Below are 21,956 nucleotides of genomic sequence, written 5' to 3' on the forward strand. Positions count from 1 at the left end.
GGGGACGACATGTCGATCAGGATCACGTTGCCCGTCGGAGCCGCCGCTCTCGCGGTGCTGCTGACCGGGTGCTCAGGGGGTGCCGGCGACGAGCCGACCACGACGCCGAGCGCCGCCACCACGGCGAGCCCGTCGGCCACGGCGACCGCCGAGGCGTCCTCGGCCGCCCTCTCGGACGCCGAGCTGGCGTCCGTGTTCACGGGCATCCAGTTCGTGCCCGACGAGTTCGACACGACCGATCAGCTGCTCGACTCGGTCTACCCGGGGCTGACCGCGAGCGACCCGAGCTGCCTCGCCCCGTTCGGCGTCGGCTGGGACGACACCGCCCCCGACGGTGCGCTGGAGTTCGGCACGAGCAACGACCGCTCGATGACCGCCGTCGTCGCCAGCACGGGTGACGACGACGCGGCCTCGGCCCTGGTCGCCGAGGCGTCCGACGCCCTGACCCGCTGCGCGGACGGCACCGCCCTCTTCACGATGCAGGGCCAGCCCGTGCAGACCACGGTCGAGACCACCGAACCGACCCTCACGGGCACCGACGAGTCGCTCGGCTGGCGCGTCACGGGCACCGTCGGCGGCGGCAGCTTCACCCTGGTCGGCCGGACCGCCCGGGTCGGCGGCGACGCCGTCGCGATCGTCGGGTGGGACCCGTCGTCGAACGCCACGAACGTGCCGCTCGCGACCCAGATGTTCGTCGACGCCCTCTAGTCGGGCCTGCCCCGGGGCCGTCGCCGCACCGACGATCGCCCCGCCGGCAGGAAACCGCCGAGTGGACGAGACACCGCGGCGTTCGGCGGCGTCCTGTCCACTCGGCGGTGTCGTGGAGGCGGAGCGGGCTAGGCGACGGGCTCGACGAGCGTGGCGTGCTGCGCTGTGACGCGCACGGGCTGGCCGGCGAACGCGGCCGCACGCGCCTCGGACTGCAGGTAGGCGGCCTCCACCTCGGCGAATCGGGCCGCGTCGCCGGGCGTGCTGACGGCCCAGACGAACTCGTTGGCGTCACGGTCGGCGTAGGCGAACTCGATCTCGAACCCCTCGGACAGGCGCGCCGGGATCAGCGTCGAGGTGAACCACGCGACGAAGTCGTCCAGCACCCCCTCGACGAGTTCGTAACGGCGCAGCTGGACGGTCTTCGACGAGTCGGTCATGCCGCCACCCTACTGACGCCGCACTGCACCACGAGATGGACACCGCACCACGACCAGTCCTGGCGCTGTGCCCATCGCCTGGCGTCGTGCCCCGTTGCTTGCACACAGCGCCGCGCCCCCGCACCCACGCCCGGTAGCGTGGCGGCGTGACCCCGCTGACGCTCGCCCTCGCCGCCGCGGCCATCGTGGTCGGCGCCCTGACGCAGCGCATGGCGGGCATCGGCTTCGCGCTCACCGCCGCGCCCCTCCTCGTGGTTGTGCTCGGCCCCGAGGCCGGCGTCTCGGTCGGCAACGCCCTCGCCGCCGTGCTCGCGCTGGTCGTGCTGGCGAGCACCTGGCGCACGGTGCGGTGGCGGACGGCGGCCCTCCTCGTCCTGCCCGCGCTCGTGACGATCCCGATCGGCGCGTGGGTCGTGCAGACCGCCCCGACCGGTCCGCTGACCATCGCGGTGGGCGCCCTGGCCCTGGTCGGAGTGCTGGTGATGGCGTTCTCGAACCGCGCGCGCCTCCTGCCCGGCCGGGTCGGCGCCGTCGCCGCCGGGGCGCTGGGCGGCTTCATGAACGTGACCGCCGGCGTCGGCGGCCCGGCGTTGACGGTGCACGCGACGAGCGACCGCTGGCCGCGCGAGGTGTTCGTCGGCACGGGCCAGGTGTTCCTGCTGGCGGTCAACCTGACCTCGGTGCTGACGAAGGGCATCCCCTCCGAGCCGGTCCCCGTGTGGGCGGGAGCCCTCGGCCTGCTGTTCGTCGGCGCGTTCGTCGGACACCACCTCAGCAAGGTCGTGCCCGCCCGGGTCGGCCGCATCCTCGTCTTGACGCTCGCCGCCGTCGGCAGCGCCCTCGCCCTCGTCCGCGGCATCACCCAGCTCTGACCCACCCCGCCGAGGAGGCGCGGGTCGCCACCCGGCGCCCCTCGCCTAGACTCGGCCCGCCATGCAGTGCGACTACTTCGACGCGGGACTGTGCCGTTCGTGCACGCTCCTCGACCGCCCCTACCCGGTGCAGGTCGCCGAGAAGGAGGCGCGCGTCCGCGACCTCCTCGGCGAGCGACATGCCCCCGCGGCCTGGCTGCCGACGCTGACCAGCCCCGAGTCGGGGTTCCGCAACAAGGCGAAGATGGTCGTCGGCGGCACGATCGACGAGCCGACGCTCGGCATCCTCGACGGGCGCGGGCAGGGTGTCGACCTGCGCGGGTGCGGGCTGCACACGGTGGGCATCCAGGAGGTGCTGCCGACGCTGGCGGCGTTCGTGACCCGGGCGCGCCTCCTGCCCTACGACGTGCCGAAACGCCGCGGCGAGGCGAAGTACGTCCACGTGACCGAGTCGCCCTCGGGCGAGCTGATGGTGCGCTTCGTGCTGCGCAGCGAGCAGGCCCTGCCGCGGCTGCGGGCCGAGCTGCCCTGGCTGCTCGAGGCCCTGCCGCAGGTCGCGGTCGTGTCGGTCAACCTGTTGCCCGAGCACAAGGCCGTGCTCGAGGGCGCGGACGAGATCGTGCTCACCGACCGCGAGACGCTCACCATGCGGCTCGGCGCGGTCGACCTCGAGCTACGGCCCCAGAGCTTCTTCCAGACGAACACGGCGATCGCGGCCGGGCTCTACGCGCAGGCCGCCGAGTGGGTCGACGCGATCGACCCGGCCTCGGTGTGGGACCTCTACTGCGGCGTCGGCGGGTTCGCCCTGCACGTCGCGCGCCCGGGCGCCGGCCGGACGAGTCGGCACGCGCACCGCGAGGTCGTCGGCATCGAGACCAGCGAGGAGGCGGTGGCCAGCGCCCGGGGCAGCGCCCGTCGCGCAGGACTCGAGCACGTGCGCTTCGCGGCGGACGACGCGACCCGGTTCGCGACGACCGCGGAGTCGGCGGCCGACACCACGCCTCCCGAGCTCGTGATCGTCAACCCGCCGCGACGCGGCATCGGCGCGACGCTGGCCGGCTGGCTCGAGGGGTCGGACGTCGAGCACGTCGTCTACTCGAGCTGCAACCCCGTCACCCTGGCGAGCGACCTCGACGCCATGCCGTCGTTCGACGTGGTCGCCACGCGGGTGTTCGACATGTTCCCGCAGACGCCGCACCTCGAGGCGATGGCGCTGCTGCGTCGCCGCTGACCTGCCGCGGCTCCACGGCGCCGCGACTCGCACCGAGAACCCCGTTCCGTGCGATGAACCACGTTCATTCGTGGTTCATCGCACGGAACGGGGTTCATCGCCGGACGGGTCCACGGCGCGCGCCTCAGAGCACGACGGTGCTGCTGCGCCAGCCGAGCGACTCGGCCCCCGTCTGCCAGACGACGGTCAGACCGCGCCCGGCCCCGCTCGACTCGCCGATCTCGGTCGTGAAGCGCTTGCCCGAACCGGCCGAGACGGCCTCGACCGACGGCAGCTGCTGCCCGTCGAGGAACACCCACAGGGTGTCGGGGTAGCCGACGACGCTCGGCTCGGTCTGGTCCTGGCTCTGCGGGCTGGCGAACGAGATCGACGCGGGGGCCGTGGTGTCGTACGCCGCGCCTCCTGCGGTCTGGTCCTCGGCCCCGGCGGCCGGGTTGGTCCACTCGTAGAGGGAGTCGCCGGTCGGCGGCACGCCCGCGTCGTCGACGCGGAGGCCGTCGGAGGTCTCGCGCACGACCCAGGCGTCGGCGAGGTCGTCGGTCGTGGCGCTCACCAGGGTGAAGGCGCCCTCGGGGCCCTCGGCGGAGGCGAGGTCGGCATCGCTCAGGACGGCCGCCTCGTCGGGTGTCACCGTCCCGTCGCTCGGCGAGGACGAGGCGAAGGTCTGCTCGGTGCCGTAGAACTGCTGCGCCTCGGGGCTGAGCAGAGCCCAGGCGGCCGCCGTGTCACCGTCGGCGATCGCCTCGAGGTAGCGGACGACGATCGCCTGCTCGGCCGAGGCCTGCTGCGCGTCGGCCGGGACGGTGGCGGTCGCGGTGGCACTCGGCGAGCCCGTGGCCGCCGCGGTCGGAGCCGTGACGGCGGGGTCGGAGGTGCACCCGGTGGCGGCGACCAGCGCACCGACGGCGAGGGTCGAGGTCATGAGTAGCTCTCGTGTCTTTGCCATGCGTGGCACGGTAGCGAGGGCTCGGGCGGGCGCGTCGCGACTCCCAGGGGATGCCCACGAGCGGCGGACGGCCTCGACCGGCGGCCCCAGGAGGCGCGGGCCGGGTCAGGCGCGCGCGACGACCGCCCAGCCGTGCGGCCCCACCGACAGCACGTCGCCGTCGAGGCCGGCGTCCCGGCCGGCCAGCCACTCGCCCGGGGCGGGGTCCGCCACGCGCAGCTCGTCGTCGCCGAGGTTGAGCGCGACGATCAGCGACCCGCCCGAGCCGGGGCCGGCCGCCGTCACCTCGAGCACGAGCGACTCGTTCGCGACCGACACGGTGCGGCTGCGGGCGGTGTGCAGCCACGGGTGCCGACGTCGCACGCCGATGAGTTCCTGGTGCAGGGCGAGGACCTCGGGGAGGGCGCCCGGCACGCCGGCACCCGGGGTCTCGGCAGGCGTCGAGGGGAACGCGGGGCGCACGGCGTCGTCGCCGCCGACCCGCGCCTCCTTGACGGCCCGCAGGCCGAACTCGTCGCCGTAGTAGACCGAGGGCGTGCCGCCGAGGGTGAAGAGCAGGACGATCGCGTGGTCGTGGTGGCGCTCGTCGTCGATCTGGCTGGCGATGCGCGTGACGTCGTGGTTGCCGACGAAGGTCAGCGGCACGAAGTCGTCGAGGAACCCGTCGTGACGCTGCAGCGCCCACTCGAGCTCGAACAGGTTGACCTCGGCCAGGGCGTGCCAGACGCCCTGCCACAGTTCGTACTGGGTGACCGAGTCGAGGCCTCCGTCGCGGACGGCCGCCGCGTAGTCCCCGTGCAGCACCTCGCCGACGACGTACACGTCGGGGTGCCGCTCACGCAGCGGGGGCAGCACGGCCGCCCAGAACTCCGAGGGCACCGAGTAGGCGGCGTCGAGGCGCCAGGCGTCGGCTCCGCGGTCGGCCCAGTAGGTCAGCACGTCGGTCACCGTGCGGGCCACCTCGGGCGACGAGTGGTCGAGGGCGATCAGCCCGTCGTGACCCTCGAAGGTGCCCAGGCTGCCGTCGGCCTCGCGTCGGAACAGCGAGGCCTCGCGGGAGTCGGGGTCACGACGGGCCTCGACCAGCGCGGGGAACTCGGGGCCGACGTGGTTGAAGACGCCGTCGAGCATGACCTTGACGCCCTTCGCGTGGGCGGCCTCGATCAGCGTGACGAGGTCGGCCTCGGTGCCGAGGCGCGGGTCGACCGTGAACCAGTCGATCGTGTCGTAGCCGTGGGTCGACGACGCGAAGACCGGCCCGAGGGCGAGCCCGTTGGCGCCGAGCGCCAGCAGGTGGTCGAGCCACGGCACGAGATCGAGGAGGCGCGGTGCCGGCGAGCGGTCCGCTCCCGTCGTGTCCGCCCCGACGAATCCCAGGGGGTACACGTGCCACCACACGACGTGCTCGGTCCAGTCGGGGCCCGGCACGGCGGTGGCCGTCGTCGTGGGCTCGTGTTCGCTCATTCGCGCCACCCTAGTGACGGGCGCTCGTGAGGTGTCCCCCGCTCGACTCGCAGGGCTCAGCTCGCAGGGCTCAGCTCGCGGGGCCGAGGAGGACGGCGAGCAGCGCGGCGGCACCGCCGACGATGAAGAGCATCGTGCCGGCCTGCATCGTGCGGGTCTTGTTGCGGTCGGCCGTGGGGACGTCGACCTCGAGGATCGGGCAGCCCGACCAGCCGATCAGGCCGACGCTCAGGGCGACGAGCGCGGCACCGACCCAGAACAGGGTGGCCACACCGGCCGAGAGCACCGCCGGACGCCAGCCGGACGAGAGCAGCAACCCCAGGGCCACCGCCACGCTGCCGACCGCGGCGACGAACCAGATCGTGCCGGTCCACATGATGCGTTGGACGTTCTTCTCGGGGGTCATCAGGTCGTGCAGCTCGTGGGTCACCAGAACATCTTTCACCCTCTGCAGCGATCCGGCCCGCACGCCCCGGCTCGGAAGGGGTGTGCGGGCCGGATCGGCGCAGCGCGGAGGGGGCGCGGCGACTACTTCGTGGCGCCCTCGAGCAGCGGCACCAGCTTCTCCAGCGCGTACTGGCGCGACAGGGCCGAACCGAGCGAGTACGCGGCGGCGACGTCACCGTCGATGACGACCGCGTGGCCCTCCTGCACCGCCGACAGGGCCTTCCACTGCGGGTCGTCGGTGATCTCCGTCGTGTCGATGTAGATCGGGAACGCCACGATGACGTCGGCGTCGATCTGGTCGAGCTGCTCGCTCGAGATCGACACCGAGAAGCCGCCGGCGTTCGGCTTCAACGCCGAGATGGCGGGGTTCTGCTCGAAGCCGAGCGCCTCGAGTTGGTCGACCCGCTCGCTGTCCTCGACGTAGGCGCCCCAGCCCTCGCTGGTCTTCGTGGCGGCGGTGATCGTCTTGCCCTCCCACTCGGGGTGGGCGGCGGCGACGGCCTCGACGGCCTTCTCGTTCTCGTCGACGAGCTGCTCGCCCTTCGCCTCTTCGCCCAGCGCCTTCGACACGAGCTCCATCTGGTCGTCGAAGTCGGTCAGGTAGCTGTCGCCGCCCTCGGGCACGCCGACCGTCGGGGCGATGCTCGAGAGGCGGTCGTAGCGCTCCTGGTCGCCCGAGCTCTTCGTGTCGAGGATCACGTCGGGCTCGAGGGCCGCGATCGCCTCGTACGAGGGCTCCAGGGTGCCGATGATCTCGGGGGCCTGGTCGTAGAGACCCTGCGCCCAGGGGCCGACGCCGTCGGCCTCGTCGCCGAAGGCCAGCCAGTCCGACGCCCCGACGGGCTGCACGCCCAGCGCGAGCGCCGCCTCGGCGTCGCCCCAGCCCAACGCGACGACGCGCGTCGGCTTCTTCTCGACGGTGACCTCGCCGAACTTCGTGTCGATCGAGACGGGGAACGCTCCCGACCCGCCCGAGGCTCCGCCGGCGGCGTCGTCGGAGTCGGTGTCGGCCGAGCAGCCGGCCAGGGCGAGGGTGGCGACCGCGACGGCGGCGGCGATCGAGAGTGACTTGCGCATGTGTTCCTCAGGGCTGTGACGTCGGTGCGGAGACGTGGTGTCGGGCGGGAGGTCGGGTGCCGGGTGTCGCGGCGGACGCCGCCCGGCAGGACTCCAAGTGAGGGTAGCCTAAGCTAATCATCATGGCGATGCCCCGAGCGCTCACGGTCGGCCGCGCCCCGCGACCGACGCGAGGCTCCCGGCGCACCCGCACGCGCCTCCTCGCCCTCGTGGCCGCCCTGGCCCTGCTGGCCCTCGCCGTCGTGCTGGGCCTCGCCGTCGGCGCGCGGCCGGTCGCCCTCGACGAGGTGCTGCGCATCCTCACCGGCGCCGCGAGCCGCGACACGGCCGACGCCACGGTCGTTCTCGACCTCCGGCTGCCGCGCACGGTCGCCGCGATCGTGGCCGGGGCCGGGCTCGGGGTCGCCGGCGCCGTCGTGCAGGCCGTGACGCGCAACCCGCTGGCCGACCCCGGCATCCTCGGCGTCACCTCGGGCAGCGCCTTCGCCGTCGCCCTCGCGGTCGGCTTCGCCGGGGTCACCTCGGCGAGCGGCTGGGTCTGGTTCTCGTTCGTCGGCGCCGGTGTCGCGACGGTCGCCGTCGCGCTGATCGGCGGCGCCGGACGAGGAGGCGGTGGTCCCGCCCGCCTGACCCTCGCCGGCCTCGCGCTCGGGTCGGTGCTCGCGGGCATCACCTCGTCGATCGTGCTGGCCGATCCCCGCCGCTTCGACGCCGTCCGCGCGTGGGAGGTCGGCTCGCTCGCCGACCGCGGCTGGGAGCCCGTGGTCACCGTGCTGCCCTTCGTCGCGGCCGGGGTCGTCGTCGCCCTGATCGCCTCGCGCCCGCTCGACGCCGTCGCGCTCGGCGACGAGCACGCCGCGTCGGTCGGCGTCTCGGTGCCCGCCGTCCGCGTCGTCTCGTTGGTCGTCGTCACCCTGCTGGCCGGAGGCGCGACCGCGGTGGTCGGGCCCGTCGCGTTCGTGGGGCTCATGGTCGCGCACGCCGCCCGCGGCGTCGTCGGCCCCAGCCAACCCTGGATCACCGCGCTCTCGGCCGTGCTCGGGCCCGTGTTGCTGCTCCTCGCGGACGTGCTCGGTCGCGTGGTCGCTCCCCCGGGCGAGCTGGCCGCCGGGCTCGTCACGGCTGCGATCGGGGCACCGGTGCTCATCGCGATCGCCCGACGCCGACGGGTGGGCGGCGCATGACGCGGGCGGACGAGGGCACGCACTCGACTTCGGGCAGGGGGACGACGTCGGGGTCACGGACGACGCCGGGGTCCTCGGGTGTCGGCCCGCGCCTCCTGCGCTCGTGGCGCTCGACCGGCGGGCGTCGACGCACGGCGACGCTGGTGCTGGTCGTGGTGGCCGTCGTCGTCGCGGTCGTCGCCCTCGGCATCGGCGACTACCCGCTCAGCCCGCCCGAGGTCGTGCGGGCCCTGTTCGGCGGCGACGGGTTCGCGTCGACCATCGTGCTGAACTGGCGGCTGCCGCGCGTCCTCGCGGCCCTCGTCTTCGGCGCCGCGCTCGGCGTCTCGGGCGCGATCTTCCAGTCGCTGACCCGCAACCCGCTGGGCTCGCCCGACGTGATCGGCTTCTCGACCGGCGCCTACACCGGGGCGATCGTCGTCATCGTGTCGGGGGCGGCCTCGACGATCGGCACGGCCGCCGGCGCCCTGATCGGCGGGCTCGTCACCGCCCTGGTCGTCTACGTGCTCGCCTACCGCCGCGGCGTGCACGGACTGCGGCTCATCATCGTGGGCATCGGTGTCACGGCCCTGCTGCACTCCGTCAACAGCTGGCTCCTGCTGCGCGCCCAGAACGAGGTCGCGCTGACCGCGTCGTTCTGGGGGGCGGGCTCGCTCGCGCTGGTCGGCTGGCAGCAGCTCGTCCCGGCGCTGGTGCTGCTCGTCGTGCTGACCCCGCTCGTGACGGGGTTGTCCCGGCCGCTGCGTCAGCTCGAGCTCGGCGACGACGCCGCCCGGTCGCACGGCCTCAGCGCCGAACGGTCGCGCCTGGCGCTGGTCGTCGTCGGCATCGCGCTGACCGCCGTCGTGACCGCCAGCACCGGGCCGATCGCGTTCGTGGCCCTGGCCGCGCCGCAGCTCGCCCGCCGCCTGGTGCGCTCGGCCGGGGTGCCGCTCGTCGCGGGTGGGCTCGTCGGCGGGGTGCTGCTGCTCGTCGCCGACCTGGTCGCCCAGCACGTGGCCGCCAACCCGGTGCCGGTCGGCCTCGTCACCCTCGTGATCGGCGGGGTCTACCTGATCACGCTGCTCGTCTCGGAATCCAGGAGGTCCGCGTGAACGCCGACGCCACCCGCCCGCCCTCCCCCGACGTGACCGGTGCGCCCGGTGCGCCCGACGTGACCCGTGCGCCCGACGTGACCCGTGCGCCCGACGGGACCGGCGCCGCCCGCGCCTCCGACGGGAGCCGCTCCTCCCGCCTCGTCGCCCGCGGAGCGCACCTCGCCTACGACCGGCGCACGGTGAGCGAGGCCGTCGACGCCGACGTGCGCGACGGCTCGTTCACGGTCATCGTCGGGCCGAACGCCTGCGGGAAGTCGACCCTGCTGAGGGCCTTCGCGCGCCTCCTGAAGCCCCGGTCGGGGTCGGTCCTGCTCGACGGACGCGAGCTCGCGGGCGTGCCGGCGAAAGAGGTGGCCCGCATCGTCGGCCTGCTGCCGCAGACCTCGACCGCACCCGACGGCATCACGGTCGCCGAGCTCGTCGCGCGCGGCCGCTACCCGCACCAGGGGCTCTTCCGGCAGTGGACCGGCACCGACCGCGAGGCCGTCGACGCGGCCCTGGCCGAGACCGACCTCACCGAGCTGGTCGACGTGCCCGTCGACGAACTGTCGGGCGGGCAGCGGCAGCGGGTGTGGGTGGCGATGGCGCTCGCGCAGCAGACCCCGGTGCTGCTGCTCGACGAGCCGACGACCTACCTCGACATCGCCCACCAGTACGACCTGCTCGACCTGTTCGCCCGGCTGCACGGGCAGGGCACGACCGTGGTCGCGGTGCTGCACGACCTCAACCAGGCCGCGCGGTACGCGACCGACCTGATCGTGATGGCCGACGGCGACGTGGTGGCGACGGGCACCCCGGCCGAGGTGCTGACCGAGCAGCTCGTGACCGACGTGTTCGACCTGCCCTGCGTCGTCGTGCCGGATCCCGTGACCGGTTCGCCCATGGTCGTGCCGCGCCGCCGCTGAGGTCGGGTAGGCACCCGGGGTGCCGGCGAGCAGGATGGACCCATGAAGATCGAACTCGACGGCACCACCGCACTCGTCACCGGATCGACCCAGGGCATCGGCTTCGCGATCGCCCGGGGGCTCGCCGCCGCCGGGGCCCGCGTCATCGTGAACGGACGCTCGACCGAGACCACGGGGGCGGCCCGAGCGCGCCTCCTCGCATCGTTGGCCGAGGACGCCGCCTTCGCGGCCCTCGACCACGAAGCCCAGGAGGCGCGGGTCGTCACGCTCGCGGCCGACCTGGCCACCGAGGCGGGCGCCCGGGCGGCGGTCGCGGCCTTCCCCGAGGTCGACGTGCTGGTGAACAACCTCGGCGTCTTCGGCTCGGCCGACGCGTTGAGCATCGACGACGACGAGTGGCGGCGCTACTTCGAGACGAACGTGCTCTCGGCCGTGCGGCTGACGCGGGCCTACCTGCCCGGCATGATGGAGCACGGCTGGGGCAGGGTGCAGTACATCGCGAGCGACTCGGCGATCGTGACGCCGGTCGAGATGATCCATTACGGAGTGTCGAAGACGGCGCTGCTCGGGGTGTCGCGGGGCTTCGCGAAGGCGGCGGCGGGCTCGGGCGTGACGGTCAACAGCGTCATCGCCGGGCCGACGCACACGGGTGGCGTCGAGGAGTTCGTGCGCGAGCTGGTCGGCGACGACCTGCCCTGGGACGAGGCCCAGCACGAGTTCATGCTGAGGCACCGGCCGCAGTCGCTGATCCAGCGCCTGATCGAGCCGGAGGAGATCGCGAACATGGTGGTCTACCTCAGCTCGCGCTTCGCCTCGGCGACGACGGGCGGGGCGCTGCGGGTCGACGGCGGTTACGTCGACGCGATCGTCCCGTAGAGCGGGAAGCGAGGTCGAACCACCGATGTGGTGTCGAACCACGGACATCGGCGGTTCGACACCACATCGGTGGTTCGACCCGGGGCACAGGCGGGGCAGCCGGCTCAGGCCTGGGCTTCGGCGACGACCTCGGCGCTCCAGCCGTCGTACCGACCGCCGGCTCGCTGCACGACGTCGAACACCTCGCGGGTGAAGGTCACGGCGCGGTCGTCGTCGAGCGCGTCCTCACGGCTGGCCCGCAGATCGGCCCCCAGCAGACCGTGCCGGGTGACCGTGGCGTCGTAGCCCGAGCTGCGCAGCTCGCCTGCTGCCCGTTCGGCAGCCGCGCGGCGCGGGAAGCCTGCGGAGTGCGTGACCGTCCGCGCGAGGTCGAACCGGTCGCGGAGCTCGTGGCGGGTCACCAGCTGGGCCGCGCAGCGCTGGAGGTGGACGACGAGTCCCGTGTCCGTCGTCGCGCCCCGGGCCCCGATCAGCGGGTGCGGGCGGCGGGGCGTCCGCCGCGGCCGCGACGGTCGGCACGCGGCGCACGGGAGGGCAGCACCGCCGCGACCAAGAAGAAGACGATGCCGAAGATGACGACGATCGACCCGATGACCATGAGGGCGATGATGACAGTTTCCATCCGTCCATCCTCCCGGGGTGGCGGGGCCCGCACAAGGCGCGACTCCTGAGCATCCGCCGCCCGCGCCTCCTCGGGGTACGCCTCCCAGCGTCCCGACCATCGTCCTCGGGCAGTCAGTCGTACCACCGGCACGGACCGCACGCCCTCATTCGGCCCGATGTCGGCGGCCGGACGTAGCGTCGAGGTCGTCGGCGCGACGGGGGACGTCGCCCGGCACCACGTCTTCTCCGAGGAGTCCGAGTGACCAGCGACACGACCACCACCCGCCCGACCCTGTTCTGCCTGCACGCCCTCGGCATGAGCCGACTCGAGTACGGCCCCGTCACCGACGCACTCGGCGACGACTTCGAGGTGGTCGCCCTCGACCTGCCCGGCTTCGGCGACGCCACCACCGCCGACGGCGTGACCGTCGACGACATGGTCCGTCAGGTCACCCGGCAGATCCGCCGACACGGCGCCACCCGCTGGCTGCTCGTCGGCCACAGCATGGGCGGCAAGATCGCCTCGATCGTCGCGGCCCGCACGCTCGCCGGCCAGGGCGGGCTCTTCGGCCTCGCCGGGGTGGTGCTGCTCGCGGCCTCGCCCCCGTCTCCCGAACCCATGGACGAGCAGAACCGCGAGCAGATGATCGCCGCGGCCGCCGACGGCCCGCTCGACGCCGACACGACCCGCGCCTTCGTCGACGACAACGTGGGCTCACCCTTGCCCACGGCGCTCGACGACCAGGCCCTCGCCGACCTGCACCGCACCTCCCCCGAGGCGTGGACGGCCTGGTTCGACCGCGGCAGCCGCGAGGACTGGTCGGCCGAGGTCGGCACCCTCGACCTGCCCGCCCTGATCGTGGCCGGCGGCGCCGACGGGCCGCTCGGCGAGGACGCCCAGCGTCGCCTCAACGGCTCCGTCTACCCGCGCGCCACGCACCTGACCCTCGACGGGGCCGGCCACCTGCTGCCGCTCGAGCGTCCGGCCGAGGTCGCTTCGGCCGTCGTCGACTTCTGGCGCGACGACGCCGGGCGGACTCCGGTGTTGTCGGACGACTTCGCCCGCGTCATCGCGTCGAGCCGCACCGCCTCGAACACCCGCGGCATCCTCGCGAAGCGAGCCGTCGCCGACGACCCGCGCTACGCGCCGCAGGTGCTGACCGAGGCCCAGCTGACCACGCTGCGCGCCGTCGCCGCCCGCGTCGTGCCGCAGGACGACCCCGACCACTCGATCGACCTCGCCGCCCGGGTCGACGCCCAGCTGGCCGCGGGCCAGGGCGACGGTTGGCGCAACGCCGACCTGCCGACCGACCCCGAGGCCTACGCGCTGGGCCTCGACGCCCTGGCCGACTTCAGCGACCTGACGCCCGAGCAGCAAGACGCGCACCTCACGGCCATCGTCGCGGGCGAGGCACCCGCGACGGACTCCTTCTCGGCGGAGCAGCTGACCGCGTGGTTCGAGGACTGCCGCGTCGACCTGGTCAAGGCCTGGCTCGCCCACCCCGCGACGATGGAACGCATCGGCTTCGACGGTTTCGCGAACGGCCGTGCCGGTCGCGCCCTGCAAGGATTCAGCCGGCTCGGCGCCGGCCAACGAGAAGGCTGGGAACCAGCCATGGAGGTCACCCGATGAAGCTCGACGGACAACGCACCTACGACGAGTCCGAGGTCGTCGACGCGGTCGTCATCGGCACCGGAGCCGGTGGTGCCCCGATCCTGGCGAAGCTCGCCCTGCAGGGCTTGAAGGTCGTCGCCCTCGAGGCGGGCCGCAACTTCGAGCCCGACGAGTACACGCAGGACGAGATCGAGGCCGTCCAGATCAACTGGATGGACGAGCGCCTCAGCGGCGGCGAGACCCCGACCGCGTTCGGCCAGAACAACAGCGGCAAGGGCGTCGGCGGCTCCACCCTGCACTGGGGCGCGTTCACGCCCCGCCCCGACGAGCGCGACCTGAAGCTGAAGTCGCTGACCGGCAAGGGCGAGGACTGGCCGGTCGACCACGCCGAGCTGATCGACTACATCGAAGAGGTCGAGCACTTCGTCGGCGTCTCCGGCCCGGCCGACTACCCGTGGGACCCGTCGCGTTCGTACCTGATGCCGCCGCCCGCGCGCAACGCGTCGAGCGACATGATGATCCGCGGCTGCGAGGCCCTGGGCATCCGGGCGACCGACGCCCCCGCCGCCCTGGTCAGCCGTGACTGGCGCCAGGAGCACGTCGGCACCCGCCCGGCGTGCGTCGGCTGCGGCAGCTGCCACCAGGGGTGCCGCAGCGGCGCCAAGGTCAGCATGGACACGAGCTACCTGCCGATGGCCGTCGCGAACGGGGCCGAGATCCGCCCCGAGTCCATGGTCACGGGCATCGAGCTCGACGAGGCCGGCGAGGTGTCGGCCGTGGTCTACGTCCGCGACGGTGTCGAGCACCGTCAGCGCACCGCCGCGCTCTTCCTCTGCGCGGGCGGTGTCGAGACCCCGCGCCTGCTGCTCCACGCCGGCATCGCGAACAGCAGCGACCAGGTCGGCCGCAACTTCATGGCCCACGGCGCCACGCAGGTCTGGGGCACCTTCGACACCGAGATGCGCGGCTACCGCGGGTACCCGTCGTCGATCATCACCGAAGACACGATGCGCCCCGAGGGCGTCGACTTCGTCGGCGGCTACCTGATCCAGAGCCTCGGCGCGATGCCCCTGACGCTGGCCACGACCCTGGCCCGCGGCGCCGGCCTGTGGGGCCCCGACCTCGTGAAGGCGCTCGACGACTACCGCTTCATGGCGGGCGTCGGCATCAACGCCGAGTGCCTGCCGAGCGAGCAGAACCGGTTGACGCTGTCCGACGAGGTCGACGAGTTCGGCATGCCCAAGGTCGTCGTCACGTTCACGCCCGGCGAGAACGAGAAGGCGATCGACGACCACGCCGTCGAGACCATGACGGCCATCGTCGAGGCGGCCGGCGGGCGCGACATCCGCGTCCTGGCCCGCACGGCGCACACGATCGGCACCTGCCGCATGGGCACCGACCCGGCGACGGCCGTGGTCGACCCCGACGGACGCAGCTTCGACGTGCCCAACCTCTGGATCGCCGACAACTCGGTCTTCCCGAGCGCCGTCGTCGCCAACCCCGCGCTGACGATCATGGCGCTCGGCCTGCGCACCGCCGACCGCTTCCTGGCGAGCGCCGGGCTCTCGGGCACGGTCGCCGGCGAGCGCGTCGGCGCGGACGTCTCGCGCGTCGTCGACGCGGCCTGACCCGCCCGACGCGACCCGCGCCTCCTGAGCCTCCCAGCCCAGGAGGCGCGGGTCGCGTCGTCGGGGGACGTCCGTCGGTGGGCTGACGGGATGGTCCTCCCGGCGCACGGTGTGGTCCCCGAGGAGGACGCGGCCCGTCGGGCCGGTTCGTACGCTCGAGAGATGGCCTCACGAACGCTGCACCGGGCGATCGCGGCATCGCTGGCGACCGTCGTCGTCGCGTGCGGCCTCACGTCGTGCTTCTTCGCCGAACCACCGCCCGAGGGGTCCGAGGAGTCCCTGGCCGAGCTCGCCGACCGGATCACGGCCGTCGACGGCGTCGCCTCGGTCGAGACCCGACTGCAGCAGCGCGACGCGAAGGACGACCCGTTCACCTGGGACGCCTACGTCGACGTCGTGGCCGACGACCCCGACCTCGCGGTCGCCGCCCTCGTCGACGGTGCGGTGGGTGACGGCGTCACGGGCGCCGTCCTCGGCATCGACCTCGACGTCCCCGCCGGCCCGGGTCTCGCCGCGGTCACCGTCGACCCGACGTCGGAGACCCGCGTCGCGCTGGCCGGTGCCCTGCGCGTCGAGAGCGCCCTCGCCTCGATCGACACGACGCGGTACGCCTTCACGGGGGTCGTCGCATCCGGGCGATCGTTCGCCGACGCCGCGGACGCCGTCCAGCCCCACCTCGGCACGGCCGACCCGCCCTTCACGGTGCGGCTCGGCCAGGCCGCGACCACGACGTCCGTCGCTCCGTCCGTGGCCCTGACCCCGACCTCACCGGCGCCGACGATGCTCGCGACGATCGACGCCGTCCTCGCCCTCGACGGCGTGACCGAACTCGCCTTCGTCCCCGGCGACGCCACGGCGAGCACGCGACCGTCGCTGCGCGTCTCGACCTACGCCCCCGACGTCGTGGTCACCACCCTGCGGGGTGCGGTCGACGAGCAGGCCGACTCCGGGGTCGCCCGCCGCACGGGCTTCTCGGTGCAGCGGCCGGACGCGGCCACCCCGGTGACCGGCTGGGTCGGCCTGCCCCTCGGCGCACCCGAACCCGACGACGGTCCGGAGCCCGAGCCGGGCGACGTCGGTGAGCGTCCCTACGTCAACCCCGGACCGCTCGCCGACCTGCCCGAGCAGGAGGCCGCCGTGCGCGCCTACGTCGAGGCATCCGTGGCGGCGACGGGCGTGCCGGCCGAGGTCGAGACCAGACGCGAACTGTGCGAGACCGAGTTCGGCACGCGAGTGGTCGGGTCGGTGCTCGTGCCCGTGTTCACCGTCTACGACGACGCGCAGGTCCCGTTCGACGCGGTCGCCGACGGGTGGTCGGCCGACGGGTTCCACCAGGCCGGTCGGGCGATGGGCCGCGACTACTGGTCCGCGCCACCCGGCCGTCCCGACGGCATCGAGTCGGCGAGCATCCGCGGCACGGCCGACGGCTTGTCGTTCGGCGTCCAGACCGGGTGCCTCTCGTGACGCCGCCCGTCGAGTGGTCGCGAAGCGTCCCTCGCGCTGTGACGAAGGACGGTTCGCGACCACTCGACCCGCGGGACGCGCGCCCGGGGCGTGCGCGACGGCTGCGGACCGCGACAACCGTCACGGCGGTCGCGGCGGCCACGACGGTCGTGCTCGGCGTCGTCGCGAAGCTCGCCGTGCCCGGGTTGACCGGCGACCTGCTCGGCTCGGCCCTCTACACCGTGCTGCTCGCCCTGCTGCTCGCGCTCGTCGCCCCGCGCCTGCCCGCCGTCATCGTGTCCGGTGTCGCCACGGCGGCCTCGGTCGGGGTCGAGCTGCTGCAGCTGACCGGGCTGCCCGCCGCCGTCTCGGAGGCGTTCCCGCCCGCGGCGTGGGTGCTCGGCTCGACGTTCGCGACGACCGACCTGCTCGGGTACCTCGCCGGTGGGGTCTCGGGACTGGTGCTGCTCCGGATGCTGCGCCGCGCCTCCTGACCCCCTCAGCCCCGGAGGCGCGGGTCGAGTGGGCGCGGAGTGTCCTTCGTCGAGACGCGAAGGACGTCTTCTGCCCACTCGACCGGCGCGAGAGCCAGGGCCCGCGCCAGAGCCAGTGCCGGGGCCTCAGCTAGCCGAGGCCCGCCCGCGCCAGAGCAGCCAGACGAAGTACGGCGTGCCGATGACGGCGGTCAGCAGGCCGGCGCCGAGCTGCGCCGGGGCGATCAGCGTGCGGCCGAGCACGTCCGCGGCGCAGACCAGCACGGCACCGAGCAGCACGGCCACGGGCAGCACCCGCGCGTGCCGCCGTCCGACCAGCGAACGCGCGGCGTGCGGGGCGACGAGCCCGACGAATCCGACCACGCCGACGGCGGCCACGGCCGTCGCCGTGAGCAGCACCGCCAGCGCCAGGAAGACCAGCCGCGACCGCGACAACGAGACCCCGAGGAGGCGCGGGGTGTCGTCGTCCACCCCGAGCAGGTCGAGGCGACGACGCAGCAGCACGACCACGACGAGAGCGGCCACGAGCACCAGCGACACCGGTAGGGCGTCGTCGAGCGTGCGGCCGTAGGTCGAGCCGGACAGCCAGGTGAGCGCCTTCGCGCCGTTGAACGGGTCCGTGAGTACGATCAGCAGGCTGATCGCGGCCGCCGTCGCCGTCGAGACGCCGATGCCGATCAGCACGAGCCGGTTCTGCGGGAAGCCTCCGCGCGAGGCGAGGCCGAACACGACCACGGCCGCGGCGACGGCTCCGGCGAACGCCCCACCCGCGATTCCCCAGCCCGTCGCGAGCGGCACGGTGGTGACGAGCAGCACGGCCCCGAGGCCGGCTCCGCCCGTCACGCCGAGGATGCCCGGCTCGGCGAGCGGGTTGCGGGTGACGGCCTGCACGAGCGTGCCGGCGAGGGCCAACGCCGCACCCGCCGCCAGGGCGGCCGCGACCCGCGGCACGCGCGTGTCGAGCACGTAGGTGACGACGCGGCCGGACCGGCCGGCCACCCAGTTGGCGACGTCGCCGAGCAACAGCTTGGCGTCGCCGAGCAGCACCGAGCCGAGCACGACGGCGACGAGGGCGGCGAGCACGACCACGAGGACGACCACGAAGCGCAGGCGCGAGACGACGGGGTGCCGGTCGGTCGGGGTGACGCCGCCGTGGTCGCGGGCGCGGAAGGCCAGCACGACGAGGACGACCGCCCCGAGCAGCGAGGTCACCACGCCGGTCGGCACCTGCACCGACGTCTCGGCACCGACCAGGGCGCGCAGCAGCACGTCGGCGCCGAGCACGAGGGCGGCGCCGGCCAGGGCCGCGAGGGGCAGGAAGACGAGGAAGCGGCGGACGGCGGGCACGGCCCGACGCAGCAGCCGGACGAGGGCGGGGGCGCAGAGACCGACGAAGCCGATCGGCCCCGCGAGGGTGACGGCGGCGGCCGAGAGCAGCACGGCCGCGAGGACGGTCACCACGCGGGTGGTGCGGACGTCGACGCCGACGCTGCGGGCGGCGTCGTCCCCGAGGGCGAGGGCGTCCACGCGGAGGTTCATCGCGACGAGCACCAGCAGCCCGACGACGATCACCGGGGCGAGCTGCACGACGCCGTCGAAGCCGTTCTGCGAGATGCTGCCCTGGCCCCAGGCGTAGAGCCCGGCGGTCTGCTGCGGGAAGAGCAGCAGGAGGGCACTCGTCACCGAGGCGAGGCCGAGGGCGAGGGCGCTGCCGGCGAGCACGAGCCGCACGGTGCCCGCTCCGAGCCCGGACACGGCGAGCACGAGCCCCGCGGCGAGCAGCCCACCGACGAAAGCGACGCCGGACGACGCGAGCAGGGGCAGGCTCAGCCCGGTGACGGCGGCGAGCGCGAGCGCGACGTAGGCCCCGGCGTTCACGGCGAGGGTGTCGGGCGAGGCGAGCACGTTGCGGCTCATCTGCTGCAGGGCCGCACCCGCGGCGCCGAGGGCGACGCCGACCAGCAGGCCGGCGACCATCCGCGGGAGGCGCGAGGCCACCACCACGGACGCGTCGCCGGCCGTCGCGGTGCCGGTCAGCGCCTGCCAGACCTGCCGGGCGCCGACGTCGGCGGTGCCCTGCGTGACGTCCACGAGGGCGAGCACCACGACGACGGCGACCAGCGCGACCGTCACACCCACCGACCCGAGCGTGAGCCGACGGGGGGCGGCGAGCCGCGCCTCCTGGGCTCGTGCCGCGCGCAGCGCCCGCTCGTCGGGCCCGGCGGCGGGCTCGTCGAGCCGGGACGGCGCGGGGTCGGTGGGGGTGACGGTCGTGCTCACGGTGCCGGTTACTTCGTCAGCGTCGACACCAGCGAGTCGACGTAGGCGGTCATCGCGGCCGGGCCACCGAACATCCAGATGCCGTCGTCGAGGCGGTGCACGTCACCGGACTGCACGAACGGCAGCGACGTCCAGACGGCGTTCGAGGCGAGCGACACCGCGAACGGGTCGTCGGCACCGGCGGCCGTGTTGTCGATGTAGAGGAACTGCACGTCGGCGGGCAGCTGCGTGAGGCCTTCGACGTCGGTCGTGGCGAGGCCGTACGCCTCGTCGCCCTCGACGGTCCAGGCGTTGGTCAGACCCAGCTCTTCGGTGACGTCGGCGACGAGCGAGCCCTTGGCGTAGGGCCGGATGCTGACCTGGCCGGCGTCGACGTACCCGTCGGCGAAGGCGAACGGCGTGCCGGCGAGGCCGGCGTCGGCGAGGGCCTGCTTGCCCGACTCGACGGCGTCGGTGAACTCCTTCTTCACCTCGGTCGCCTTGTCCTCGGTGCCGGTCGCCTTGGCGATGAGGTCGAGGTTGTCCATGCTGTGCTCGATCTGGCGCGAGGCGTCGGCCGAGGTGACCTGCAGCACGGGAGCGATCTCCTTCAGCTGCTCGACGGCGTCGGCGCTGAGGCCATCGGTCGCGACGATCAGGTCGGGCGCGAGTGACGCGACGGTGTCGAGGCTCGGCTCGCCGCGGGTGCCGATGTCGGTCGGCTCGTTGGTCAGCGGCACGGCCGCGTCCCACTCGTTGTATCCCTTGACGTCGGCGACGCCCACGGGCTCGACGCCGAGGGCGACGAGGTCCTCGACGACGTTCCACTCGGTGCCGACGACCTTGGACGCCGGGCCGTCGAGGGTGATCTCGGCCCCCGTGCCGTCGGTCAGGGTGATCTGCTCACCGCTGCCCGAGGTCGAACCGGCATCGGCCGACTCGGTGGTGCCGCAGCCGGCCAGGGTCAGGGCCGCGGCGGCCGCGACGGCGGTGACCGTCAGCAGTCGGCGCACGGGGCGGCGGGCGGGCCCGCCGGAGCTCGGGGTGTGGCGGGGCGTCGTCTGGGGGCGCTGGGTCACGGGTGGTGTCTCTCTCATCGGACGGGCGTCTCGGCCCGGGTGTGGTGTCGGCCGATCGCGCGGGTGCGCAGGTGGCCGGTGGTGGGGTCGGTGTCGACGTCGATGCGGATGCCCCAGACGTCGGTCAGGAGGCGCGGTGTCAGCACGTCCCCGGGGTCGCCCTCGGCGACGATGCGGCCCTCGCTCAGCACGACGATGCGGTCGGCGAGCGCGGCGGCCTGGTCGAGGTCGTGCAGGACGACTCCGACCGCGATGCGGCCCGAGTCGGCCAGGTCACGGACCAGGTCGAGCAGTTCGACCTGGTAGCGCAGGTCGAGGTAGGTGGTGGGCTCGTCGAGCAGCAGCACCCCCGTGTCCTGCGCGAGGCAGCTGGCGAGCCAGACGCGCTGCAGCTGCCCGCCCGATAGCTGGTCCACGCCGCGGTCGGCGAGGTCGGCCACGCCGGTGAGCTCGAGAGCCCGGTCGACGGCGGCCGGGCCGTCGGGGTCGGAGCGTCCCCAGCGGCCGCGGTGCGGGTAGCGGCCGAACTCGACGACGTCGCGCACGCTGAGGCCGCCGGGGGTCGGGCGCCCCTGCGTCAGCAACGCGACGCGCTGCGCGAACTGCCGCAACGACAGCTCGAACGCGTCGACGTCCTCGCCCGTGCCCGTGCCCGTGTTCTCGCGCGCGTCGGGCCGGTCGAGTGGTCGCGAATCGTCCTTCCCCGAGGCGCGAACGACGTTCTCGGACCACTCGCCCCCTTCAGGAGGCGCGGCGAGGGTCAGCGAGCCCGTGCGCGGCTTCTGCAGTCGGGCGAGGGTGCGCAACAGGGTCGACTTGCCGCTGCCGTTCGGGCCGACGAGGGCGGTGACGCAGCCGGGCCGCAGCTCGAGGCGGGCCCCGCGGACGACGTCGACGCCGTCGTAGGCGACCGAGACGTCGTCGGCGCGGAGGGCGGCCGAGGAGGATGCGGTGGCCGCGAGGGGCAGGTCGGTGGTCACGTGCTTAGGTTAGCCTAACCTCACCCCGTAGCCGCAACCCGGCCTCTCGACGTCGAGCCGACCCGCGCCTCCCGGTCCCCCCGGAGCGGGGCTTCCGGGTGAGGCGCTCGACGGGACAGGATTCAGCGGTGTTCGTCCCCGCCTCGCGCTTCATCCGATACAGCAACACCCTTCTCGGCGTCATCGTCGCCGGCTTCGGGGTCCTCGCAGGAGCCTCGGGATACGAGGGCCCTGCGGACGTCGGCTTCGTGGTCGCCATCGCCGCGGTCGGTCTCGTCGCGGGAGCAGTCCTCGTGATGCGCTCTCTCTCGCTCGGCGTCTCATGCGAGCCGCAGGCGTTCGTCGTCCGAGGACTCTTCCGCAACCGACGCATCCCGCTCGACGCCGTCCGCCGGATGCCCGGGCCGGAATCGGTGGGCACCCTGCCCTGGATCGCCTGGACGAGCCCTCGTCTGCCCTGGCGCGCCACTCCCCTGACGGCGTTCTGGGTGTCGGGGCCGTTCGCGCCGCTGGTGTCGGCCGAGCCGACCAGGGCGCTGCTCCGGCTGCACCGGCACTGGAAGCACCACCGCTCGGAAGGTGTGGAGGGACATCCCGTCGTGTCGTGA

22 protein-coding genes are annotated in these 21,956 nt (G+C 73.9%); 12 read left to right on the forward strand and 10 right to left on the reverse strand.

Features of this window, described 5'->3' with window-relative positions; translation table 11 throughout:
- The first annotated feature begins 9 nt into the window (after nucleotides 1-9).
- The gene (locus tag AC1MBW_RS06200) at nucleotides 10-708 is read left to right on the forward strand and encodes a hypothetical protein (protein WP_480025827.1); all 699 of its coding nucleotides are present in this window, start codon (nucleotides 10-12) and stop codon (nucleotides 706-708) included.
- 128 nt (nucleotides 709-836) lie between these two features.
- Here AC1MBW_RS06200 and AC1MBW_RS06205 read toward each other — a convergent pair whose 3' ends face one another.
- Nucleotides 837-1,148 carry a hypothetical protein gene (locus tag AC1MBW_RS06205; RefSeq protein ID WP_480025828.1) on the reverse strand — a complete coding sequence of 104 codons (312 nt, stop codon included), beginning with the start codon at nucleotides 1,146-1,148 and terminating at the stop codon, nucleotides 837-839.
- 146 nt (nucleotides 1,149-1,294) lie between these two features.
- Between AC1MBW_RS06205 and AC1MBW_RS06210 the strand changes: the two genes are divergently transcribed.
- The gene (locus AC1MBW_RS06210; RefSeq protein ID WP_480025829.1) at nucleotides 1,295-2,020 is read left to right on the forward strand and encodes a TSUP family transporter; all 726 of its coding nucleotides are present in this window, start codon (nucleotides 1,295-1,297) and stop codon (nucleotides 2,018-2,020) included.
- A 61-nt stretch (nucleotides 2,021-2,081) separates the two neighbouring features.
- Complete coding sequence (gene rlmC, locus AC1MBW_RS06215) at nucleotides 2,082-3,251, forward strand: 23S rRNA (uracil(747)-C(5))-methyltransferase RlmC (protein ID WP_480025830.1); 1,170 nt, start codon at nucleotides 2,082-2,084, stop codon at nucleotides 3,249-3,251.
- Nucleotides 3,252-3,375: 124 nt separating this feature from the next.
- Here the strand turns inward: rlmC and AC1MBW_RS06220 are convergent, their stop codons facing one another.
- The 4 genes from AC1MBW_RS06220 to AC1MBW_RS06235 all read right to left on the reverse strand — a co-directional run bounded on the left by AC1MBW_RS06220 (nucleotide 3,376) and on the right by AC1MBW_RS06235 (nucleotide 7,185).
- The gene (locus tag AC1MBW_RS06220; RefSeq protein WP_480025831.1) at nucleotides 3,376-4,197 is read right to left on the reverse strand and encodes a hypothetical protein; all 822 of its coding nucleotides are present in this window, start codon (nucleotides 4,195-4,197) and stop codon (nucleotides 3,376-3,378) included.
- A gap of 105 nt (nucleotides 4,198-4,302) precedes the next feature.
- Nucleotides 4,303-5,661: an alpha-amylase family glycosyl hydrolase gene (locus AC1MBW_RS06225; protein WP_480025832.1), complete on the reverse strand. Its 1,359-nt coding sequence runs from the start codon at nucleotides 5,659-5,661 to the stop codon at nucleotides 4,303-4,305.
- A 70-nt stretch (nucleotides 5,662-5,731) separates the two neighbouring features.
- On the reverse strand, nucleotides 5,732-6,091 hold the full coding sequence (locus AC1MBW_RS06230; RefSeq protein ID WP_054145935.1) for a hypothetical protein: 360 nt from the start codon (nucleotides 6,089-6,091) through the stop codon (nucleotides 5,732-5,734).
- Between the two features lie 98 nt (nucleotides 6,092-6,189).
- Complete coding sequence (locus AC1MBW_RS06235) at nucleotides 6,190-7,185, reverse strand: iron-siderophore ABC transporter substrate-binding protein (protein WP_480025833.1); 996 nt, start codon at nucleotides 7,183-7,185, stop codon at nucleotides 6,190-6,192.
- Nucleotides 7,186-7,307: 122 nt separating this feature from the next.
- Between AC1MBW_RS06235 and AC1MBW_RS06240 the strand changes: the two genes are divergently transcribed.
- The 4 genes from AC1MBW_RS06240 (at nucleotide 7,308) to AC1MBW_RS06255 (ending at nucleotide 11,247) form a co-directional block, all read left to right on the forward strand.
- A complete protein-coding gene (locus AC1MBW_RS06240) occupies nucleotides 7,308-8,369 on the forward strand; it encodes a FecCD family ABC transporter permease (RefSeq protein ID WP_480025834.1) in 1,062 nt (353 codons plus the stop codon).
- Nucleotides 8,366-9,463 carry a FecCD family ABC transporter permease gene (locus AC1MBW_RS06245; protein ID WP_480025835.1) on the forward strand — a complete coding sequence of 366 codons (1,098 nt, stop codon included), beginning with the start codon at nucleotides 8,366-8,368 and terminating at the stop codon, nucleotides 9,461-9,463. The genes AC1MBW_RS06240 and AC1MBW_RS06245 overlap by 4 nt, the downstream gene beginning before the upstream one ends.
- A 77-nt stretch (nucleotides 9,464-9,540) precedes the next feature.
- The gene (locus AC1MBW_RS06250; protein ID WP_054145949.1) at nucleotides 9,541-10,371 is read left to right on the forward strand and encodes an ABC transporter ATP-binding protein; all 831 of its coding nucleotides are present in this window, start codon (nucleotides 9,541-9,543) and stop codon (nucleotides 10,369-10,371) included.
- Nucleotides 10,372-10,413: 42 nt separating this feature from the next.
- Nucleotides 10,414-11,247, forward strand: coding sequence for an SDR family NAD(P)-dependent oxidoreductase (locus AC1MBW_RS06255; RefSeq protein ID WP_480025836.1), 834 nt, complete (start codon nucleotides 10,414-10,416; stop codon nucleotides 11,245-11,247).
- A 104-nt stretch (nucleotides 11,248-11,351) separates the two neighbouring features.
- Here the strand turns inward: AC1MBW_RS06255 and AC1MBW_RS06260 are convergent, their stop codons facing one another.
- Together AC1MBW_RS06260 and AC1MBW_RS06265 are read right to left on the reverse strand one after the other, a co-directional pair.
- Nucleotides 11,352-11,648, reverse strand: a complete 297-nt coding sequence (locus tag AC1MBW_RS06260) for a ribonuclease E inhibitor RraB (RefSeq protein ID WP_480025837.1) — start codon at nucleotides 11,646-11,648, stop codon at nucleotides 11,352-11,354.
- Nucleotides 11,649-11,716: 68 nt separating this feature from the next.
- Complete coding sequence (locus AC1MBW_RS06265) at nucleotides 11,717-11,869, reverse strand: hypothetical protein (RefSeq protein WP_156155479.1); 153 nt, start codon at nucleotides 11,867-11,869, stop codon at nucleotides 11,717-11,719.
- Between the two features lie 240 nt (nucleotides 11,870-12,109).
- Here AC1MBW_RS06265 and AC1MBW_RS06270 point away from each other — a divergent pair, with 240 nt between their 5' ends.
- The 4 genes from AC1MBW_RS06270 to AC1MBW_RS06285 all read left to right on the forward strand — a co-directional run bounded on the left by AC1MBW_RS06270 (nucleotide 12,110) and on the right by AC1MBW_RS06285 (nucleotide 17,030).
- Nucleotides 12,110-13,483 (forward strand): alpha/beta hydrolase, encoded by a 1,374-nt coding sequence (locus AC1MBW_RS06270; RefSeq protein WP_480025838.1) that lies wholly within the window; start codon nucleotides 12,110-12,112, stop codon nucleotides 13,481-13,483.
- Nucleotides 13,480-15,093 carry a GMC family oxidoreductase gene (locus AC1MBW_RS06275; RefSeq protein ID WP_480025839.1) on the forward strand — a complete coding sequence of 538 codons (1,614 nt, stop codon included), beginning with the start codon at nucleotides 13,480-13,482 and terminating at the stop codon, nucleotides 15,091-15,093. Before AC1MBW_RS06270 ends, AC1MBW_RS06275 begins: the two co-directional genes overlap by 4 nt.
- Before the next feature lie 162 nt (nucleotides 15,094-15,255).
- A complete protein-coding gene (locus AC1MBW_RS06280; RefSeq protein ID WP_480025840.1) occupies nucleotides 15,256-16,557 on the forward strand; it encodes a hypothetical protein in 1,302 nt (433 codons plus the stop codon).
- Nucleotides 16,558-16,595: 38 nt separating this feature from the next.
- Nucleotides 16,596-17,030 (forward strand): DUF2809 domain-containing protein, encoded by a 435-nt coding sequence (locus tag AC1MBW_RS06285; RefSeq protein WP_480025841.1) that lies wholly within the window; start codon nucleotides 16,596-16,598, stop codon nucleotides 17,028-17,030.
- Between the two features lie 126 nt (nucleotides 17,031-17,156).
- On the opposite strand, the gene AC1MBW_RS06290 is transcribed toward AC1MBW_RS06285, so the two are convergent.
- The 3 genes from AC1MBW_RS06290 to AC1MBW_RS06300 form a co-directional block, all read right to left on the reverse strand.
- Entirely contained in the window at nucleotides 17,157-19,310 is a 2,154-nt protein-coding gene (locus tag AC1MBW_RS06290) for an iron ABC transporter permease (RefSeq protein WP_480025842.1), read from the reverse strand.
- 8 nt (nucleotides 19,311-19,318) lie between these two features.
- Nucleotides 19,319-20,302 carry an ABC transporter substrate-binding protein gene (locus tag AC1MBW_RS06295; RefSeq protein ID WP_480026082.1) on the reverse strand — a complete coding sequence of 328 codons (984 nt, stop codon included), beginning with the start codon at nucleotides 20,300-20,302 and terminating at the stop codon, nucleotides 19,319-19,321.
- Between the two features lie 80 nt (nucleotides 20,303-20,382).
- Entirely contained in the window at nucleotides 20,383-21,348 is a 966-nt protein-coding gene (locus AC1MBW_RS06300) for an ABC transporter ATP-binding protein (protein WP_480025843.1), read from the reverse strand.
- A gap of 128 nt (nucleotides 21,349-21,476) precedes the next feature.
- Between AC1MBW_RS06300 and AC1MBW_RS06305 the strand changes: the two genes are divergently transcribed.
- Nucleotides 21,477-21,956, forward strand: a complete 480-nt coding sequence (locus tag AC1MBW_RS06305) for a hypothetical protein (protein WP_480025844.1) — start codon at nucleotides 21,477-21,479, stop codon at nucleotides 21,954-21,956.

This window comes from Frigoribacterium sp. AP1, from assembly GCF_056680555.1.